A 15,283-nucleotide genomic window follows, 5' to 3' on the forward strand; every position below is an offset into this window, starting at 1 on the left:
CAGGGAGGCCGGGAGTTTCTTATCTACTTCACCTGGGTGGTGGCGAAGTTATTCGTGGTCAGAGGGCTGATGTGGTAACCCTCTACGTTATTGCGCATTGCGGTAAACATACGGGTGTGGGCCATGCTGATCCACGGTTGGTCCTGATTAAACAGCACCTGAGCCTGTTCGTAGAGCTTGGCGCGTTCGGCCGGATCTACTTTAGCCCGTGCTTCGTCGAGCAGTGCCTGGAATTTCTCGTTGCACCAGCGCGCGTAGTTTTCGCCGTTCTTGGCCGCTTCGCAACTGAGCATAGGCGTCAGGAAGTTATCCGGGTCGCCGTTGTCGCCCGCCCATCCGGCCGACACCATATCGTGTTCGCCGGCCTTGGCGCGCTTGAGCATCTCGCCCCATTCCATCACACGGATGTCGACCTTGATCCCGACTTTCGCCAGGTCGGCCTGCATCATCTGTGCGCCGAGCATCGGATTGGGGTTGGTCGGGCCGCCGCCGTTACGGGTAAACAGAGTAAACACGGTGCCTTCCGGGACCCCGGCGTCCTTGAGCAGGGCGCGGGCCTTGTCGAGGTCACGTGGCGGGTTCTTCAGGTCGTGGTTGTAGCCCAGCAGTGTCGGCGGGTAGGGGTTGACCGCTACGGTCGCGTTGCCTTTGCCGAACAGGGCGTTGACGTAGGCTTCCTTGTCGAAAGCCATGTCGATCGCTTTGCGGACCCGCACGTCGCTCATGTATTTGTGCTGAGTGTTCATGGCGATGTACGAGACGGTCATCGCGTCCAGTTCATCGACCTTCAGGTTGCTGTCTTTCTTGATGCTCGGGATGTCATCCGGCTTCGGATACAGTGCGATCTGGCACTCGTTGGCCTTGAGCTTCTGCAGGCGCACGTTGTTGTCGGTGGCGATTGCCAGGATCAACGCATCGGCCGGTGGCTTGCCACGGAAGTAGTCCGGGTTGGCCTTGAAGCGCACCTGCGCATCCTTGGCGTAACGCTGGAAGATGAACGGGCCGGTGCCCACAGGCTTGTTGTTGAGGTCGGCGGTCTTGCCGGACTTGAGCAACTGGTCGGCGTATTCGGCCGGGTAAATCGAGGAAAACGCCATGGCGATGTCGGCCAGGAACGGCGCTTCGCGGCGGGTCAGGGTGAACTTGACCGTGTTGTCGTCGACTTTTTCGACGCTTTTGAGCAGTTCCTTGAAGCCCATGCTTTCAAAGTACGGGAAGCCCACGCTCGACAGTTTGTGCCACGGGTGATTCGGGTCCAGCTGACGCTGGAAGCTCCAGACCACGTCGTCGGCGTTCATGTCGCGGGTCGGCTTGAAGTATTCGGTGGTGTGAAACTTGACGCCTTTGCGCAGGTGGAACGTGTACGTCAGGCCGTCTTCACTGATGTCCCAGGATTCGGCCAGTGCCGGAATCACTTCGGTGGTGCCGGGCTTGAAGTCCGCCAGACGGTTGAAGATCGTTTCGGCCACCGCATCGGCAGTGACTGCAGTTGTGTACTGGACCATATCGAAGCCTTCCGGGCTGGCTTCGGTGCAGACCACCAAGGGTTTGGCCGAGACGCCGATGGCGGCGCTCAACAACACAGCCGTGACGGCCGCACGTAGGGGAAGCATTTTCATCGATAACCCTCTGCAATCGGTTGAAGACAAAAAACCGAACGGCCGACTCGTCATGAGTCAGCCGTCGGTCGGCGTTTTTACAGGATGTTGAACGGGATGGTGGTCACGAGACGGAACTCGTTGATGCTGCCGTCAGCCTGGTTTTCGCTGGCGCGGTGAGCGGTGTAGGTGCCACGGATGGTGGTCGCCTTGAGCGGGCCGCTCTGTACGGCGTAGGTTGCACCGATGCCGTATTCGTAGTGGTGCTCGCCGTCCATGTTGCGTACGTCATAGGCTGTGCCGGTGTAGTGAGTACCGTCGATACCCCAGCCGCGAGCCTGGTAGATGTTGAACTTCAGGCCTGGCACGCCATATTCGGCCATGTTCAGACCATAGGCGACCTGGAAGGATTTCTCGTTCGGGCCGTTGAAGTCGGACAGCAGGGAGTTGGCCAGGTAGATGCCGTTGGTTTCGTGCAGGTAGTCGAAGTACTCGTTACCGTTAATTTCCTGGTACGAGAAGGTCAGGCTATGAGCCTGGTGAGTCAGGCCGAACGAGAGCGAGTAGGTGTCGTTGTCGATTTCGCCCATCTCTTTTTTGCCGGTATCGACGGTCTTGTAGTAGTTCAGGCCGGTGGTCAGGCTGACGACATTGCTGTCACCCAGTTCGTGGGTGGCGCCGAAGTAGTACTGGTTCCAGAAGTCTTCAACCTTGGAGGCGTACAGGCTGGTCTTCAGGCTTTTCAGCGGCTGATAGTTCAGGCCGACGATGCTGACGCGATCGGTTTCGGCGTTGTTGTTGGTGTACTCGGAACGGAATTTCGACAAGCTTTCTTCGGTACGTGGCGATACGCGGTCGAAGCTGCCGGCGTCGAACGACAGGTTGTTCAGTTCTTCGCTGTGCAGGCTCACACCTTCAAAGCTCGAAGGCAGCGCACGGTTGCCGATGGTGTCGACGATCGGGGTGCTGAAGTTCTGGCGACCGGCGGTCAGGGTGGTGTTCGACACGCGGAACTTGACGTTGGCCAGACCCAGTTTGCTCCACTGGCCTTCAGCGTCGCCGCCTTCTTTGGTCAGCGTACGGTTGTTGCCCGCGCCTGGACGCGAACCCGGTGCGCCACCGTTGTTGGAGGCCAGGTCCTTGCGATTACGCTCCAGCGCTACAGCGTTGTAAGCAGCGACTTCAGTGCTGACACCCACGGTGCCCTGAGTGAAACCGGAAGTGAAGTTGACGATGGTGCCCTGCACCCAGTTGATACGACGATCAGTCGGGGTGGCAACGCCGTCCTTGCGATAAGTGAACTTGCCGCCGCGCTTGAGTTGCTCGTTGGCGTACCAGTTACGGGTCGTGCCGCTGATGGTGGAACCTTCGAGGAAGCCGGTGGCATCAGCCTGGGCGCTTTTCTCGTTGACGGTCACCGGGGTGAACGCCTGGCTCTGTTCCTCGGCATAGGCCGTGGCGGTGATGCTGCTGATGGCCAGGGCCAGTATCGCGGTGCTGCTCAGTTTCATGGGTGAAGCTCCTTTACTTTCTTTTTATGCCGGCTTTTTTGGGTGGGCCGGTTATTGGTTTAGAACTCATTTCACACATCGCAAACGTTTGCAAAAGGCCGGATCGGCGAATTTCGGCAAAGCGCTTGCGTGAGGGGGATAGACAGCCCCCTCAGCATTGCGGCTAATCGGTTGGGTTAATCGATACTGACGCCCGAGAACACATTGCGACCGAAGGGGCTGACCTTGAAGCCTTCAACCCGGGCGCTCAACGGCTGGTTGACCGTCGAGTGGGCGACAGGCGTGATCGGCACTTGCTGCTTGAGCAACTGCTGCGCCTGTTTGTAGAGCGTGGTGCGCTGGTCACGGTCGGTGACGACCTTGGCCTCTTTGATCAGCTTGTCGTAAGCCGGATCGCACCACATGGAGTAGTTGTTGCCGCCGATGGCATCGCAGCTGTACAGGGTGCCCAGCCAGTTGTCCGGATCCCCGTTGTCGCCGGTCCAGCCAATCAGGCTGATGTCGTGCTCGCCATTCTTGGTGCGCTTGATGTACTCGCCCCATTCGTAGCTGACGATCTTCACTTTCAGACCGATTTTCGCCCAGTCAGCCTGGAGCATTTCGGCCATCAGTTTGGCGTTCGGGTTGTACGGACGCTGGACCGGCATCGCCCACAGCGTGATCTCGGTGCCTTCCTTGACGCCGGCGGCCTTGAGCAGCTCTTTGGCTTTTTCCGGGTTGTAGGCGGCATCCTTGATGCTGTCGTCGTAGGACCACTGGGTCGGCGGCATGCCGTTGACCGCCAGTTGTCCGGCGCCTTGATAAACAGCGTTGAGAATCCCTTGTTTATTCACGGCCATGTCCAGCGCCTGACGCACTTCGAGCTGGTCGAAGGGCTTGTGACGGACGTTGTAGGCAATGTAACCGAGGTTGAAGCCAGGCTTGGAAATCAGCTGCAGTTTCGGGTCGGCCTTCAGCGCCTCCACGTCGGCAGGGCGCGGATGCAGAGTGATCTGGCATTCGCCGGCCTTGAGCTTCTGCACGCGCACCGAAGCGTCGGTGTTGATCGCGAAGATCAGATTCTTCAGCTTGACCCGGCTCGGGTCCCAGTAATGTTCGTTGCCGGTATAACGGATGTTCGAGTCCTTCTGATAGCTCTTGAACACGAACGGCCCGGTCCCGACCGGTTTCTGGTTGATGTCGCTTGGTTTGCCTTCAGCCAGCAGCTTGTCGGCGTATTCGGCGGACAGGATGGCGGCGAAGCTCATGGCAATGTTCTGGATGAACGCGGCGTCGACGCTGTTGAGCGTGAACTCCACGGTCAGCGGCCCGGTCTTTTCGACCTTGGCGATGTTCTTGTTCAGGCTCATCCCGTTGAAATACGGGAATTCGGTTGGATAAGCCTTACGGAATGGCTGCGCGGGATCGAGCATGCGGTTAAACGTGAACAGCACGTCGTCGGCGTTGAAATCGCGCGTCGGTTTGAAGTACGGCGTTGTATGAAATTTCACACCTTCACGCAGGTGAAAGGTGTACTTGAGACCATCCTCGGAAATATCCCACTGGGTTGCCAGTCCCGGTACGACGTTGGTCGCGCCTTTTTCGAACTCGACCAGACGGTTGTACAGCGGCTCGGCGGCGTCGTTATCGGTCGCCGTCGTGTATTGCGCGGTATCAAAACCCGCCGGGCTGCCTTCGGAGCAGAACACCAGGCTCTTGCTGGCGGCAAAACTGGCGGACGTGGCGGCCAACAGGCCGGCGCCCAGCAATGCGGAAAAAACCAAGGTATGGCGCATGACGCTCCCTCTTTTTGTCGTGTTGTTCAATGCACCGCGATCCCGTCCAGGGAAGTTGAGGTGGCATTGAGCTCAATCCAGTACGTACAGCAAGCCGATGGCCCACGCAGAAACTGGTCAGAACCCGACGGTAGGGGCCGTGGGTCTGGCAGTAAATGCGTAATTGCCTGAATGCTCGTAGGAAAAGTCGACACATCCCCTGCCGTTGCAGTCATCCGCAACGGAATTGGCTGTAGGCAAATTCCTGACTTCCGGCAGCTAAAGCAGCGGCGACGTCATGAACGTCGCCGCTGCGATGGCTTAATTGCTGACGCTGACGCCGTAGAAGGAATTCAAGCCGAATGGGCTGATCTTGAAGTCCTGCACGTTGGCGCGCATGGGTTGGAACACCGTCGAGTGAGCGATAGGTGTGTAGGGAACAGCATCTTTGAGGACGTGTTGCGCCTGTTTGTACAGTTCGGTGCGCTTGGCCTGATCGGTGGTGCGCTTGGCATCTTTGACGAGACCGTCGTACTTCTTGTCGCACCACTTGGAGAAGTTGTTGCCGTTGAGCGAGTCGCAGCCGAACAGCACGTTCAGCCAGTTGTCGGGATCACCATTGTCACCGCTCCAGCCAATCAGCATGGCCTGGTTCTCGCCACCTTTGGAGCGCTTGATGTACTCGCCCCATTCGTAGCTGGTGATCTTCACGTTCAGGCCGATCTTCTTCCAGTCGGACTGGAGCATTTCAGCCATCAGCTTGGCGTTCGGGTTGTACGGGCGCTGTACCGGCATCGCCCACAGAACGATTTCGGTCCCTTCCTTGACGCCGGCTTCCTTGAGCAGCTGTTTGGCTTTCTCAGGATCGTACTTGGCGTCCTTGATGGTGGTGTCGTAGGACCACTGGGTCGGCGGCATGGCGTTGACGGCCAGCTGACCGGCGCCCTGGTAAACCGAATCGATGATCTGCGGCTTGTTCACCGCCATGTCCAGCGCCTGGCGCACGCGCAGGTCGGCCAGCGGGTTAGGCTCGTTGCTGCCCTTGACCTTGTCCATCACGTTGTAGGCGATGTAGCCCAGGTTGAAACCGGCCTGGTCAGGCATCTTCAGGGTCTTGTCGGCCTTGAGCGCCGCGAGATCCGCCGGACGCGGGAACAGGGTGACCTGGCATTCGTTCTTTTTCAGCTTCTGGATGCGCACCGACGGGTCGGTGGTGATAGCGAAGATCAGGTTGTCGATCTTCACGTCCTCAGGCTTCCAGTAGTCCTTGTTGCCGGTGTAACGGATGTTCGAGTCTTTCTGGTAGCTCTTGAACACGAACGGACCAGTGCCGATCGGCTTCTGGTTGATGTCGGCAGCCTTGCCTTCCTTGAGCAGCTGGGCAGCGTACTCGGCGGACTGGATCGAGGCGAAGCTCATGGCCATGTTCTGGATGAACGCGGCATCGACTTCTTTCAGCGTGAACTTGACGGTGTGGTCGTCGACTTTATCGATCTTGGTGATGTTGGTGTCCATCCCCATGTCGGTGAAGTACGGGAATTCGGTCGGGTAGGCCTTACGGAACGGGTCATCCTTGTTAATCATGCGATTGAAGGTGAACAGCACGTCGTCGGCGTTGAACTCACGAGTCGGCTTGAAATACGGGGTGGTGTGGAACTTGACGCCTTCACGCAGGTGGAAGGTGTAATTCAGGCCGTCCGGGGAAATGTCCCAGCTGGTGGCCAGGCCCGGGATAACGGCGGTGCCGCCACGCTCGAACTGGCTCAGACGGTTGAACATGGTTTCGGCTGAGGCGTCGAAGTCGGTTCCGGTGGTGTACTGGCCTGGATCAAAACCGGCCGGGCTCCCTTCGGAGCAGAACACCAGGTTAGTCGCAGCGGATGCGAAAGGTGCGGAGGCTAACAAGCCTGCGCCGACTAAAAACGGAATGACCGCGTGTTTAAGCATGTTGGCCTCATGATTTGTTGTCATTTTTTAATATTGAGGTACGACCTCGTGAGTCGTGCCTGCGGATACTTATGCAGGGGCCATACCCAATGCAAGATCCAGAGCGACTGCCGGCCTCAAAGCGTGGCACGAACGTACCTTAATGTCGCATTTGTATAAGAGTTGACGCATTTGACCGTTTGCGGCCGTTTTTTACGGTGCAAACGAGGCCCCAAAACGGTGCGTTGGTCACGTTGTGCGCGCCGCCTTGGGGCTCGGTGTTACTTATTTATACCCACGCCGTAGAAGGGTGTAAGGCCAAACGGACTGATCTTGAAGTCGCTCACTTCCTTGCGCAGCGGCTGGAACACCGTGGAGTTGGCAATGGGCGTGATCGGCACCTGCTGTTTAAGGATCAGTTGCGCCTGTTGATACAGTTTTACCCGTTGCGCTTTATCCGTGGACACCTTGGCCTGCTGAATCAATTTGTCGTAGGCCGGATCGCACCACTTGGCGTAGTTGCTGCCCTTGACTGCCGCGCAGCTGTAGAGCACGCCGAGCCAGTTGTCCGGGTCGCCGTTGTCACCTGTCCAACCATAGATCATCGCGTCGTGTTCGCCATTTTTCGCGCGCTTGATGTATTCGCCCCATTCGTAGCTGACGATGTTGGCCTTGATCCCGATCTTGTCCCAATCCTGCTGGATCATCTGCGCCGACATCCGCGCATTCGGGTTGGAGGCGCGCTGCACGGTCATCGCCCAGAGATTGATGGTGGTACCCGGTGCAACCCCGGCTTCCTTGAGTAGCGCCTTGGCTTTCACCGGGTCGTACGGCGCGTCCTTGATGTTCGGGTCATACGACCATTGCGCCGGTGGCAAGGCGTTCTGCGCCAGTTGCCCGGCACTCTGGTAGACGGCTTTGATGATCGCCGGTTTGTCGATGGCCATGTCCAGCGCCTGACGGACCTTGAGCTGGTCCAGCGGCGGATGCGTGGTGTTGTAGGCGAGGAAACCGAGGTTGAAACCGGCCTGCTTCAATACGCGCAGATTCGGGTCTTGTTCCATCACTTCGATGTCGGCCGGGCGTGGATAGCCGCTGACCTGACATTCGCCGGTCTTGAGTTTCTGCAGGCGGACGGCAGCGTCCGGGGTGATCGAGAACACCAGGTTGTCGATCTTCACGTCCTCGGGTTTCCAGTAGTCCTTGTTCGCGGCGTAGCGGATCTGCGCGTCTTTCTGGTAACGCTTGAACACGAACGGGCCGGTGCCCACCGGTTTCTGATTGAGGTCGGCGGCTTTGCCCTCCTTTAACAGTTGGGCGGCGTATTCGGCCGATTGCACCGAGGCGAAGCTCATGGCGAGGTTTTGCACGAACGCCGCGTCGACGTTGTTCAGGTTGAAGCGCACGGTGTTGTCGTCGAGTTTTTCCACTGATTTGATCGTGGTGTTCAGGCCCATGTCGGTGAAGTACGGGGACTCGGCGGGGTAGGCCTTGCGGAAGGCGTTGTCCGGGTCGAGCAGGCGCTGGAAGGTGAACAGCACGTCGTCGGCGTTGAAGTCGCGCGTCGGGGTGAAGTATTCCGTTGTGTGGAATTTCACGCCTTGGCGCAGGTGGAAGGTGTATTGCAGGCCGTCGCTGGAGACGTCCCATTTTGTCGCCAGGCCGGGTTCGATGTCGGTGCCGCCGCGCTGGAATTGGGTGAGGCGGTTGAAGACGGTTTCGGCGGAGGCGTCGAAGTCGGTGCCGCTGGTGTATTGGCTGGGGTCGAAGCCGGCGGGGCTGGCTTCGGAGCAGTAGACCAAGGTTGTTGCTGCGTTTGCGATTGGGGCTATGGCGGTTAGTGCGAGGGTGATTAGTAGTGGTTTCAGGGTGAATCTTTCCATGGAGTCCCCGGGTCGATTGGAGGTGGTTGTGTTTTTCAGGGTAGCGGGGATTTGGGTGTGTTCGGAAATATCGTTTTTCCTGTTGAGATGTCTGTCTCGGTATATGTGGCGGCTTTTGTCGGGTACATATCCGTTGCTGCGGTAACGGCTGCTTAGGGTTCCGCCCTGACGGCGGGTCACTTTGGCAAACGCCCCAAAGTAACCAAAGGGCTTTACCCTGACGTTCGGCCCTCGCTCAGGCTCGGGTTCCTTCGCTCCGGGATTCATCCGGGGGCAGCGCCTACGGTTTGCTTCGCTGCACCTCCTCTCGCTGTGTTTGGCTGCGCCAAACGGTCGCTGCGCTCCCACCCCCGGATAAACCCCTCCACTCAGCCTGCCGACGGGCCCTCAGATCAAAAGCGGTACTCGAGCTAACGCTCATCGTGTTGAGTGGTGAAAAGCGGTTGCGGCGACTTGCCAGAGATGGCGGCCTGACAGCCGACCTGAATTTTATTGAATACTCTGAGTTCTCCTGTAGGAGCTGCCGAAGGCTGCGATCTTTTGATCTTGCTTTTGAGTTGTGAGAGCCAAAGTCAAAAGATCGCAGCCTTCGGCAGCTCCCACAGGGAGTGAGATTGTGTTTAAAAGTGTGTTGGATAAACAGAACCTTCCCACAAGGTTTTCAGGTTGTCCCTCGGACGCGAGCTCTCTAGCCTTGAGCTGTCGCTGAAAACTCAGCGATCGGGTGTGAGAGCCTGGAAAAATTAGTGATTCAGTCCATGTGTCCGCATAATTGCAGGCGGCTTATCTGTTGCCTGCAATTGCGTCATGGCGGCTGTGTGCGGGCAGACTTCGGTCTGGCCGGTTTCCTATTTTTCCGGTTTCTCACCCCGCACATAGCTGCCACCCACTTCGCCGCGTGAGAAACGGCAAGTGCTGGCGTTCATTTGCAAAATAGGGTTATCCAATGACTAAGCCAGTCCCAGATCCACCGCTCGAACCCACAACTCCACTCGCCGAAGCCCTTCACGCCGAAGACCTCGCAAAAAACCGCGAAGCGATCAAGCGTGCCCTCGATTTCTACCTCAGCCCCGAAGCCACAAAACCGCGCCCACCCAGCTCGATGTTCCTCGTCCATCCGGGCATCGACACGGAAAGTCTGTTGGCCCACGCCTGTGAGTCCCTGGCCTCGGCCAACACCATGGCCAGCGATTTCGCCGATCAGCTCAGTCGCCCGCAGCGCAATACGGCGTTGGCGATTCAGCAGATCATCATGCTCGCTGAGCTGGCGGTGAATCGGGCGCTGGATCGGGTTGATCCGCAGTCATAGACCTGTCAGGTCTGACAGTAGATATAGCTCGCGAATGGGATGAACATGATTGCAAGCGACTCGTCTGGCTAGTCTTGCCAAGCGAGTTGTATCCAAGCAAAAACTGATTGAGGTGAAGCCATGGACATCACGGATGCAAAAAGACGCGGCTATGAAGCCAGGTTGGTCGCCAAGGGAAATCGAGGGTCTTTCTGGCAGGTTTATCTGGCGGGACAGCCAATTGATGATCAGGAGTTTGGAACGGAGACTGACGCGTGGACGCACGCGATAAATTTGATTAATGCAGGCGAATACAACCATTGATCTTCCGTTCAAGGTTGCGGCTGATTTGTAGAAAGAAGCGGTATGCCTGCAATGGCAGTTCATTCACTACAAAACCGGGCACAAAAAAACCGGCAATCATTCTCTGATCGCCGGTTTTTCATTCAGCAAGCATCAATTCACTGCATCAGCACTTCAATCGAGCCATCCGCCGTCAGGCTGACCTGGCTGGTGCCGGCTTCGACTTCCGGTGTGACCGGTGCCGAATCCGCCATGCCGGCGGCTTTCATCATCATCGGGGCGCGCATGTACGGTTGTGGGTAGCCGTTGCTGTTGAGGTTCAGGTTGACGATTTTGTAGCCCTTGCCGCCCAGTGCGTCGGTGGCCAGTTGCGCGCGGGCCTTGAAGGCGCTGACGGCTTCTTTGAGCAGTTGGTCTTCGCTGGCCTTGCGGGTCGGCTCGGCGATGGCGAAGTCCATGCCGCCCATTTTCAGGTCGGTCAGCAGTTCGCCAGTGAGTTTGGACAGGGCGGCGAAGTCGGCGCTTTCCAGGCGCAGTTCGGCGCGTTCACGCCAGCCGGTGATTTTCTGGCCCTTGGTGTCGTAGATCGGGTAGCTGTTGCGGCTGCCCTGGCGCAGGGTGATGTCTTTGACTTGCTTGGCCTGGGCCAGCGCCTTGTTCATGGTGGTGCTGACGTCGGCGGCGAGTTTGGCCGGGTCGGTGTTTTGCGCTTCGGTGTAGAGCGTCACGATCATCAGGTCGCGGGCCACTTCCTGGCTGACTTCGGCGCGCAGGGAGATCTGGTTGTAGTGCAGCTCATCGGCGGCCAGCGCCGGAAGGCTGGCGATGCTGCCGACGGTCAGGGCGAGAAGGGCGGCGCTGCGGCGAAAGGTGTGCATGAAGGCTCCTTGAATAATGCGCAGGTGTTGGTTCGTCCCTGCGTGAAACCATCAGACTCTAGCTTTTATGCCTGGGTTCGCCCAGTTACAACTTCTATACAGATGCGCCGGATTGGCCTGGAAGTGTTTTTGTGGCGAGGGGATTTAGCGAAACGTCGCACCGCCCCGATCGGCTGCGAAGCAGTCGCAATTCAGCGGATGCGGTCTGCCCGTGAAAAGCGGATTGCAGGGTTTGGGGCGGCTTCGCCACCCATCGGGGATAAATCCCCTCACCACACTGATCTCGGGCAGCCATGCGGGGTAGACCAGTTTTCCGCCAGCGCCATGTGGTCATTTGCCGCACTTTCGCCTCTCAAAGGCGCGGCTTGGTTATACTCCGTGCGATCCGCCTGGAGCGCTCATCAGGAGAGCTCATGCTCGCCCCCGTACAACTGACTTCCGCCACTCGCCAGAACCTCTGGCGGCTGACGTTCATCCGCACCCTGGTGCTCGCCGCGCAGGCCGGTTCCGTCGGCCTGGCCTACTGGCTGCAATTGTTGCCGTTGCCGTGGGTGCAACTGGCGATGACCCTTGGCTGCTCGATTCTGCTCTGCGTGTTCACCGCCGTGCGACTGCGTACGTCGTGGCCGGTGACCGAACTCGAATATGCGCTGCAACTGGCCTGCGATCTGGTGATCCACAGTGCGTTGCTGTATTTCTCCGGCGGTTCGACCAACCCGTTCGTTTCCTACTATCTGGTGCCACTGACCATCGCGGCGGTGACGCTGCCGTGGCGTTATTCGGTGATTCTGTCGGGTATTGCGCTGGCGCTGTACACCGTGATGCTCACGCGGTTCTACCCGCTGGAAACCCTGCCGGTGGCCCGCGAGAACCTGCAGATCTACGGCATGTGGCTGAGCTTCGCGCTGGCGGCTGCGGTGATCACGTTTTTCGCTGCGCGCATGGCCGAAGAGCTGCGCCGTCAGGAAGAATTGCGCGCGATTCGCCGCGAAGAAGGCCTGCGCGATCAGCAATTGCTGGCCGTCGCCACCCAGGCCGCTGGCGCCGCGCATGAACTCGGCACGCCGCTGGCAACCATGAGCGTGTTGCTCAAGGAGATGCAGCAGGACCACCCCGACGCGATGTTGCAGGACGATCTGAAGGTGCTGCAGGATCAGGTCAAACTGTGCAAAGAAACCTTGCAGCAACTGGTGCGCGCCGCCGAGGCCAACCGGCGTATGGCGGTGGAGATGCAGGACGTCACCCAATGGCTCGACGAAGCGCTGAACCGTTGGCACCTGATGCGTCCGGAGGCCAGTTATCGCTTCCAGCGTCTCGGCCAGGGCACCGTGCCGCGCATGGCACCGCCGCCTGATCTGACCCAGGCGCTGCTCAATCTGCTGAACAATGCCGCCGACGCCTGCCCGGAAAATCTCCAGGTGACGCTGGACTGGGATACGGAAACCGTGACCATCAGCATTCGTGACCACGGCGCCGGTGTGCCGCTGGCCATCGCCGAGCAGATCGGCAAACCGTTTTTTACCACCAAGGGCAAAGGTTTCGGCCTGGGCCTGTTTTTGAGCAAGGCCAGCGTGACACGCGCCGGCGGCTCAGTGAAACTCTATAGTCATGAGGAAGGCGGCACGCTCACCGAGCTGCGCCTGCCCCACGGCGCCCGAGGAGACCAACATGAGTGACGAAATCCAAGTCGAAGGCGAAGAACTGCCGCATTTGCTGCTGGTCGACGACGACGCGACCTTCACCCGAGTAATGGCCCGTGCCATGGCCCGCCGCGGCTTTCGTGTGAGTACCGCAGGCTCCGCCGAAGAAGGCCTGACCATCGCCCAGGCCGACCTGCCGGACTACGCCGCGTTGGACCTGAAAATGGACGGCGACTCCGGCCTGGTGCTGCTGCCCAAGCTGCTGGAACTGGACCCGGAAATGCGCGTGGTGATCCTCACCGGTTATTCGAGCATTGCCACAGCGGTCGAAGCGATCAAACGTGGCGCCTGCAACTACCTGTGCAAACCGGCCGACGCCGACGACGTGCTGGCTGCGCTGCTCTCCGAACACGCCGACCTCGACAGCCTGGTGCCGGAAAACCCGATGTCGGTGGACCGTCTGCAATGGGAGCACATCCAGCGCGTGCTGACCGAGCACGAAGGCAACATCTCCGCCACTGCCCGCGCCCTGGGCATGCACCGCCGCACCCTGCAGCGCAAACTGCAGAAGCGCCCGGTTCGTCGCTGAACCTGCGCTGAACGGCCATCGCCAGCCCTCGCGATAACGCGCACCGATCAACTATGATCGGTGCGTGTCTGTTCTTTTCTTTATCGAGCCTTTTCCATGAATCAGAACGCTGAATATTCCGCGGTCAACGATGCTGTGCGCGGGCAGTTTTTTCGCAAAGTGTGGGCGATGACCACGCCTTACTGGCGCAGCGAAGAGAAGGGCAAGGCCTGGACGTTGCTGATCGCCGTGATTGCGCTGTCGCTGTTCAGCGTGGCGATCTCGGTGTGGATCAACAGTTGGTACAAGGATTTCTACAACGCCCTGCAGAAGAAGGATGAGGCCGCGTTCTGGCAACTGATCCTGTATTTCTGCGGCATCGCCACGGTGGCGATTCTCGGGGCGGTGTATCGCCTGTACCTGACGCAGATGCTGACCATCCGATGGCGGGCGTGGCTCACCGAGAACCACTTCAAGCGCTGGCTGAGCAACAAAAACTACTATCAGCTGGAGCAGGGCGGTTACACCGATAACCCGGACCAACGGATTTCCGAAGACCTCAATACCTTCACCGCCAACACCCTGAGCCTCGGGCTTGGGCTGGTGCGCACGGTGGTCAGCCTGGTGTCGTTCTCGATCATTTTGTGGGGCGTATCGGGCAGCATCGAGGTGTTCGGCATCGAGATTCCCGGTTACATGTTCTGGTGTGCACTGATTTACGCAGCGGTCGGCAGCTGGCTGACGCACCTGATCGGCAAGCGCCTGATTGGCCTGAACAACCAACAACAACGCTTCGAAGCCGACCTGCGGTTCTCCATGGTTCGCGTGCGTGAGAACGCCGAAAGCATTGCCTTGTACAACGGCGAACCGAACGAGAATCGCCGCTTGAGCAGCCGTTTTGGCCTGGTCTGGCACAACTTCTGGGACATCATGCGCGTGTCCAAGCGCCTGACGTTCTTCACCTCCGGTTATGGCCAGATCGCGATCATTTTCCCTTTTATCGTGGCTGCGCCGCGCTACCTCTCGGGCAAGATCGAACTGGGCGAGCTGATGCAGATCAACTCGGCATTCGGCAATGTGCAGGAGAACTTCAGTTGGTTCATCAGTGCGTATTCGGAACTCGCCGCGTGGCGTGCTACTTGTGATCGTCTGCTGAGCTTCCGTCAGGCCATGACCGATAACGAACAGCGCGCTCCGGCCATCGATGTGCAGAATCAGGGCAGTGAATTGCAAGTGCACAACCTCGGCCTGGATCTGGCTGATGGTCGTCACCTGCTGACCAATGCCGACATGACGGTGGAGCCGGGCGAGCGGGTGATGCTCAGCGGCCGATCCGGCAGCGGCAAGTCGACGTTGCTGCGGGCGATGGGGCACTTGTGGCCTGCGGGCCACGGCGCTATTCGCCTGCCGGCGGCGCGTTATCTGTTCCTGCCGCAGAAGCCGTATCTGCCGATCGGAACCCTGCGCGAAGCCTTGAGTTATCCACAACCGGGCGACACCTACGCGCCAGAGCGTTACGCGCAGGTGCTGGAGACTTGCCGTCTGCCGCATCTGGTCGTGCGTCTGGACGAAGCCAATCACTGGCAGCGCATGCTGTCGCCGGGTGAGCAGCAACGCCTGGCCTTCGCCCGCGCGATGCTCTATGCACCGCAATGGCTGTACATGGACGAGGCGACGTCGGCGATGGATGAAGAGGATGAAGCGACGCTGTATCAGGCGCTGATTGATCAGTTGCCGGGCCTGAGCATCGTCAGCGTCGGCCACCGCAGCAGCCTCAAGCGCTTCCACCCACGGCATGTTCGGATCGACAGCGGGCATCTGGTGGAACAGGCCGTGACCGCTTGACCCCCACACCCCTGTAGGAGCTGCCGCAGGCTGCGATCTTTTGATGTTGTTTTTCAAGATCAAAAGATTGCAGCCTGCGACAGCTCCTA

The 15,283-nt window shown here is 59.0% G+C and carries 11 protein-coding genes; 5 read left to right on the forward strand and 6 right to left on the reverse strand.

Translation table 11 applies throughout. The features are described from left to right. Window positions 1-23: 23 nt before the first annotated feature. The 5 genes from ACM6HV_RS25050 to ACM6HV_RS25070 form a co-directional block, all read right to left on the reverse strand. Entirely contained in the window at window positions 24-1,619 is a 1,596-nt protein-coding gene (locus ACM6HV_RS25050; RefSeq protein ID WP_414905549.1) for an ABC transporter substrate-binding protein, read from the reverse strand. Between the two features lie 77 nt (window positions 1,620-1,696). Beyond that, window positions 1,697-3,109: an OprD family porin gene (locus ACM6HV_RS25055; protein ID WP_041072777.1), complete on the reverse strand. Its 1,413-nt coding sequence runs from the start codon at window positions 3,107-3,109 to the stop codon at window positions 1,697-1,699. Between the two features lie 176 nt (window positions 3,110-3,285). Further along, window positions 3,286-4,884, reverse strand: coding sequence for an ABC transporter substrate-binding protein (locus ACM6HV_RS25060; protein ID WP_108181665.1), 1,599 nt, complete (start codon window positions 4,882-4,884; stop codon window positions 3,286-3,288). Window positions 4,885-5,184: 300 nt separating this feature from the next. Continuing rightward, window positions 5,185-6,810: an ABC transporter substrate-binding protein gene (locus ACM6HV_RS25065; RefSeq protein ID WP_041072781.1), complete on the reverse strand. Its 1,626-nt coding sequence runs from the start codon at window positions 6,808-6,810 to the stop codon at window positions 5,185-5,187. A gap of 260 nt (window positions 6,811-7,070) precedes the next feature. Further along, window positions 7,071-8,672, reverse strand: a complete 1,602-nt coding sequence (locus ACM6HV_RS25070) for an ABC transporter substrate-binding protein (RefSeq protein ID WP_414905550.1) — start codon at window positions 8,670-8,672, stop codon at window positions 7,071-7,073. Window positions 8,673-9,618: 946 nt separating this feature from the next. Between ACM6HV_RS25070 and ACM6HV_RS25075 the strand changes: the two genes are divergently transcribed. After that, window positions 9,619-9,981: a DUF6124 family protein gene (locus tag ACM6HV_RS25075; protein ID WP_414905551.1), complete on the forward strand. Its 363-nt coding sequence runs from the start codon at window positions 9,619-9,621 to the stop codon at window positions 9,979-9,981. Between the two features lie 120 nt (window positions 9,982-10,101). Then, on the forward strand, window positions 10,102-10,284 hold the full coding sequence (locus ACM6HV_RS25080; protein ID WP_222016566.1) for a hypothetical protein: 183 nt from the start codon (window positions 10,102-10,104) through the stop codon (window positions 10,282-10,284). Between the two features lie 137 nt (window positions 10,285-10,421). On the opposite strand, the gene ACM6HV_RS25085 is transcribed toward ACM6HV_RS25080, so the two are convergent. Beyond that, complete coding sequence (locus ACM6HV_RS25085) at window positions 10,422-11,141, reverse strand: SIMPL domain-containing protein (RefSeq protein WP_414905552.1); 720 nt, start codon at window positions 11,139-11,141, stop codon at window positions 10,422-10,424. 413 nt (window positions 11,142-11,554) lie between these two features. On the opposite strand from ACM6HV_RS25085, the gene ACM6HV_RS25090 reads away from it, so the two are divergent. The 3 genes from ACM6HV_RS25090 (at window position 11,555) to ACM6HV_RS25100 (ending at window position 15,194) form a co-directional block, all read left to right on the forward strand. Next, window positions 11,555-12,817, forward strand: coding sequence for an ATP-binding protein (locus ACM6HV_RS25090; RefSeq protein WP_131671443.1), 1,263 nt, complete (start codon window positions 11,555-11,557; stop codon window positions 12,815-12,817). After that, window positions 12,810-13,370, forward strand: coding sequence for a response regulator transcription factor (locus tag ACM6HV_RS25095; RefSeq protein WP_003221630.1), 561 nt, complete (start codon window positions 12,810-12,812; stop codon window positions 13,368-13,370). Before ACM6HV_RS25090 ends, ACM6HV_RS25095 begins: the two co-directional genes overlap by 8 nt. 96 nt (window positions 13,371-13,466) lie before the next feature. Next, on the forward strand, window positions 13,467-15,194 hold the full coding sequence (locus ACM6HV_RS25100) for an ABC transporter ATP-binding protein/permease (RefSeq protein ID WP_414905553.1): 1,728 nt from the start codon (window positions 13,467-13,469) through the stop codon (window positions 15,192-15,194). The last annotated feature ends 89 nt before the right edge of the window (window positions 15,195-15,283 follow it).

The sequence above is a fragment of the Pseudomonas sp. IT-P260 genome (assembly GCF_949768395.1).
Lineage (GTDB): Bacteria > Pseudomonadota > Gammaproteobacteria > Pseudomonadales > Pseudomonadaceae > Aquipseudomonas > Aquipseudomonas parakoreensis.

Bases quoted from the DNA above. Each gene is read 5' to 3' on its own strand.
- ACM6HV_RS25050 (WP_414905549.1), bottom strand. From the start codon at position 1,619: ATGAAAATGCTTCCCCTACGTGCGGCCGTCACGGCTGTGTTGTTGAGC.
- ACM6HV_RS25055 (WP_041072777.1), bottom strand. From the start codon at position 3,109: ATGAAACTGAGCAGCACCGCGATACTGGCCCTGGCCATCAGCAGCATC.
- ACM6HV_RS25060 (WP_108181665.1), bottom strand. From the start codon at position 4,884: ATGCGCCATACCTTGGTTTTTTCCGCATTGCTGGGCGCCGGCCTGTTG.
- ACM6HV_RS25065 (WP_041072781.1), bottom strand. From the start codon at position 6,810: ATGCTTAAACACGCGGTCATTCCGTTTTTAGTCGGCGCAGGCTTGTTA.
- ACM6HV_RS25070 (WP_414905550.1), bottom strand. From the start codon at position 8,672: ATGGAAAGATTCACCCTGAAACCACTACTAATCACCCTCGCACTAACC.
- ACM6HV_RS25075 (WP_414905551.1), top strand. From the start codon at position 9,619: ATGACTAAGCCAGTCCCAGATCCACCGCTCGAACCCACAACTCCACTC.
- ACM6HV_RS25080 (WP_222016566.1), top strand. From the start codon at position 10,102: ATGGACATCACGGATGCAAAAAGACGCGGCTATGAAGCCAGGTTGGTC.
- ACM6HV_RS25085 (WP_414905552.1), bottom strand. From the start codon at position 11,141: ATGCACACCTTTCGCCGCAGCGCCGCCCTTCTCGCCCTGACCGTCGGC.
- ACM6HV_RS25090 (WP_131671443.1), top strand. From the start codon at position 11,555: ATGCTCGCCCCCGTACAACTGACTTCCGCCACTCGCCAGAACCTCTGG.
- ACM6HV_RS25095 (WP_003221630.1), top strand. From the start codon at position 12,810: ATGAGTGACGAAATCCAAGTCGAAGGCGAAGAACTGCCGCATTTGCTG.
- ACM6HV_RS25100 (WP_414905553.1), top strand. From the start codon at position 13,467: ATGAATCAGAACGCTGAATATTCCGCGGTCAACGATGCTGTGCGCGGG.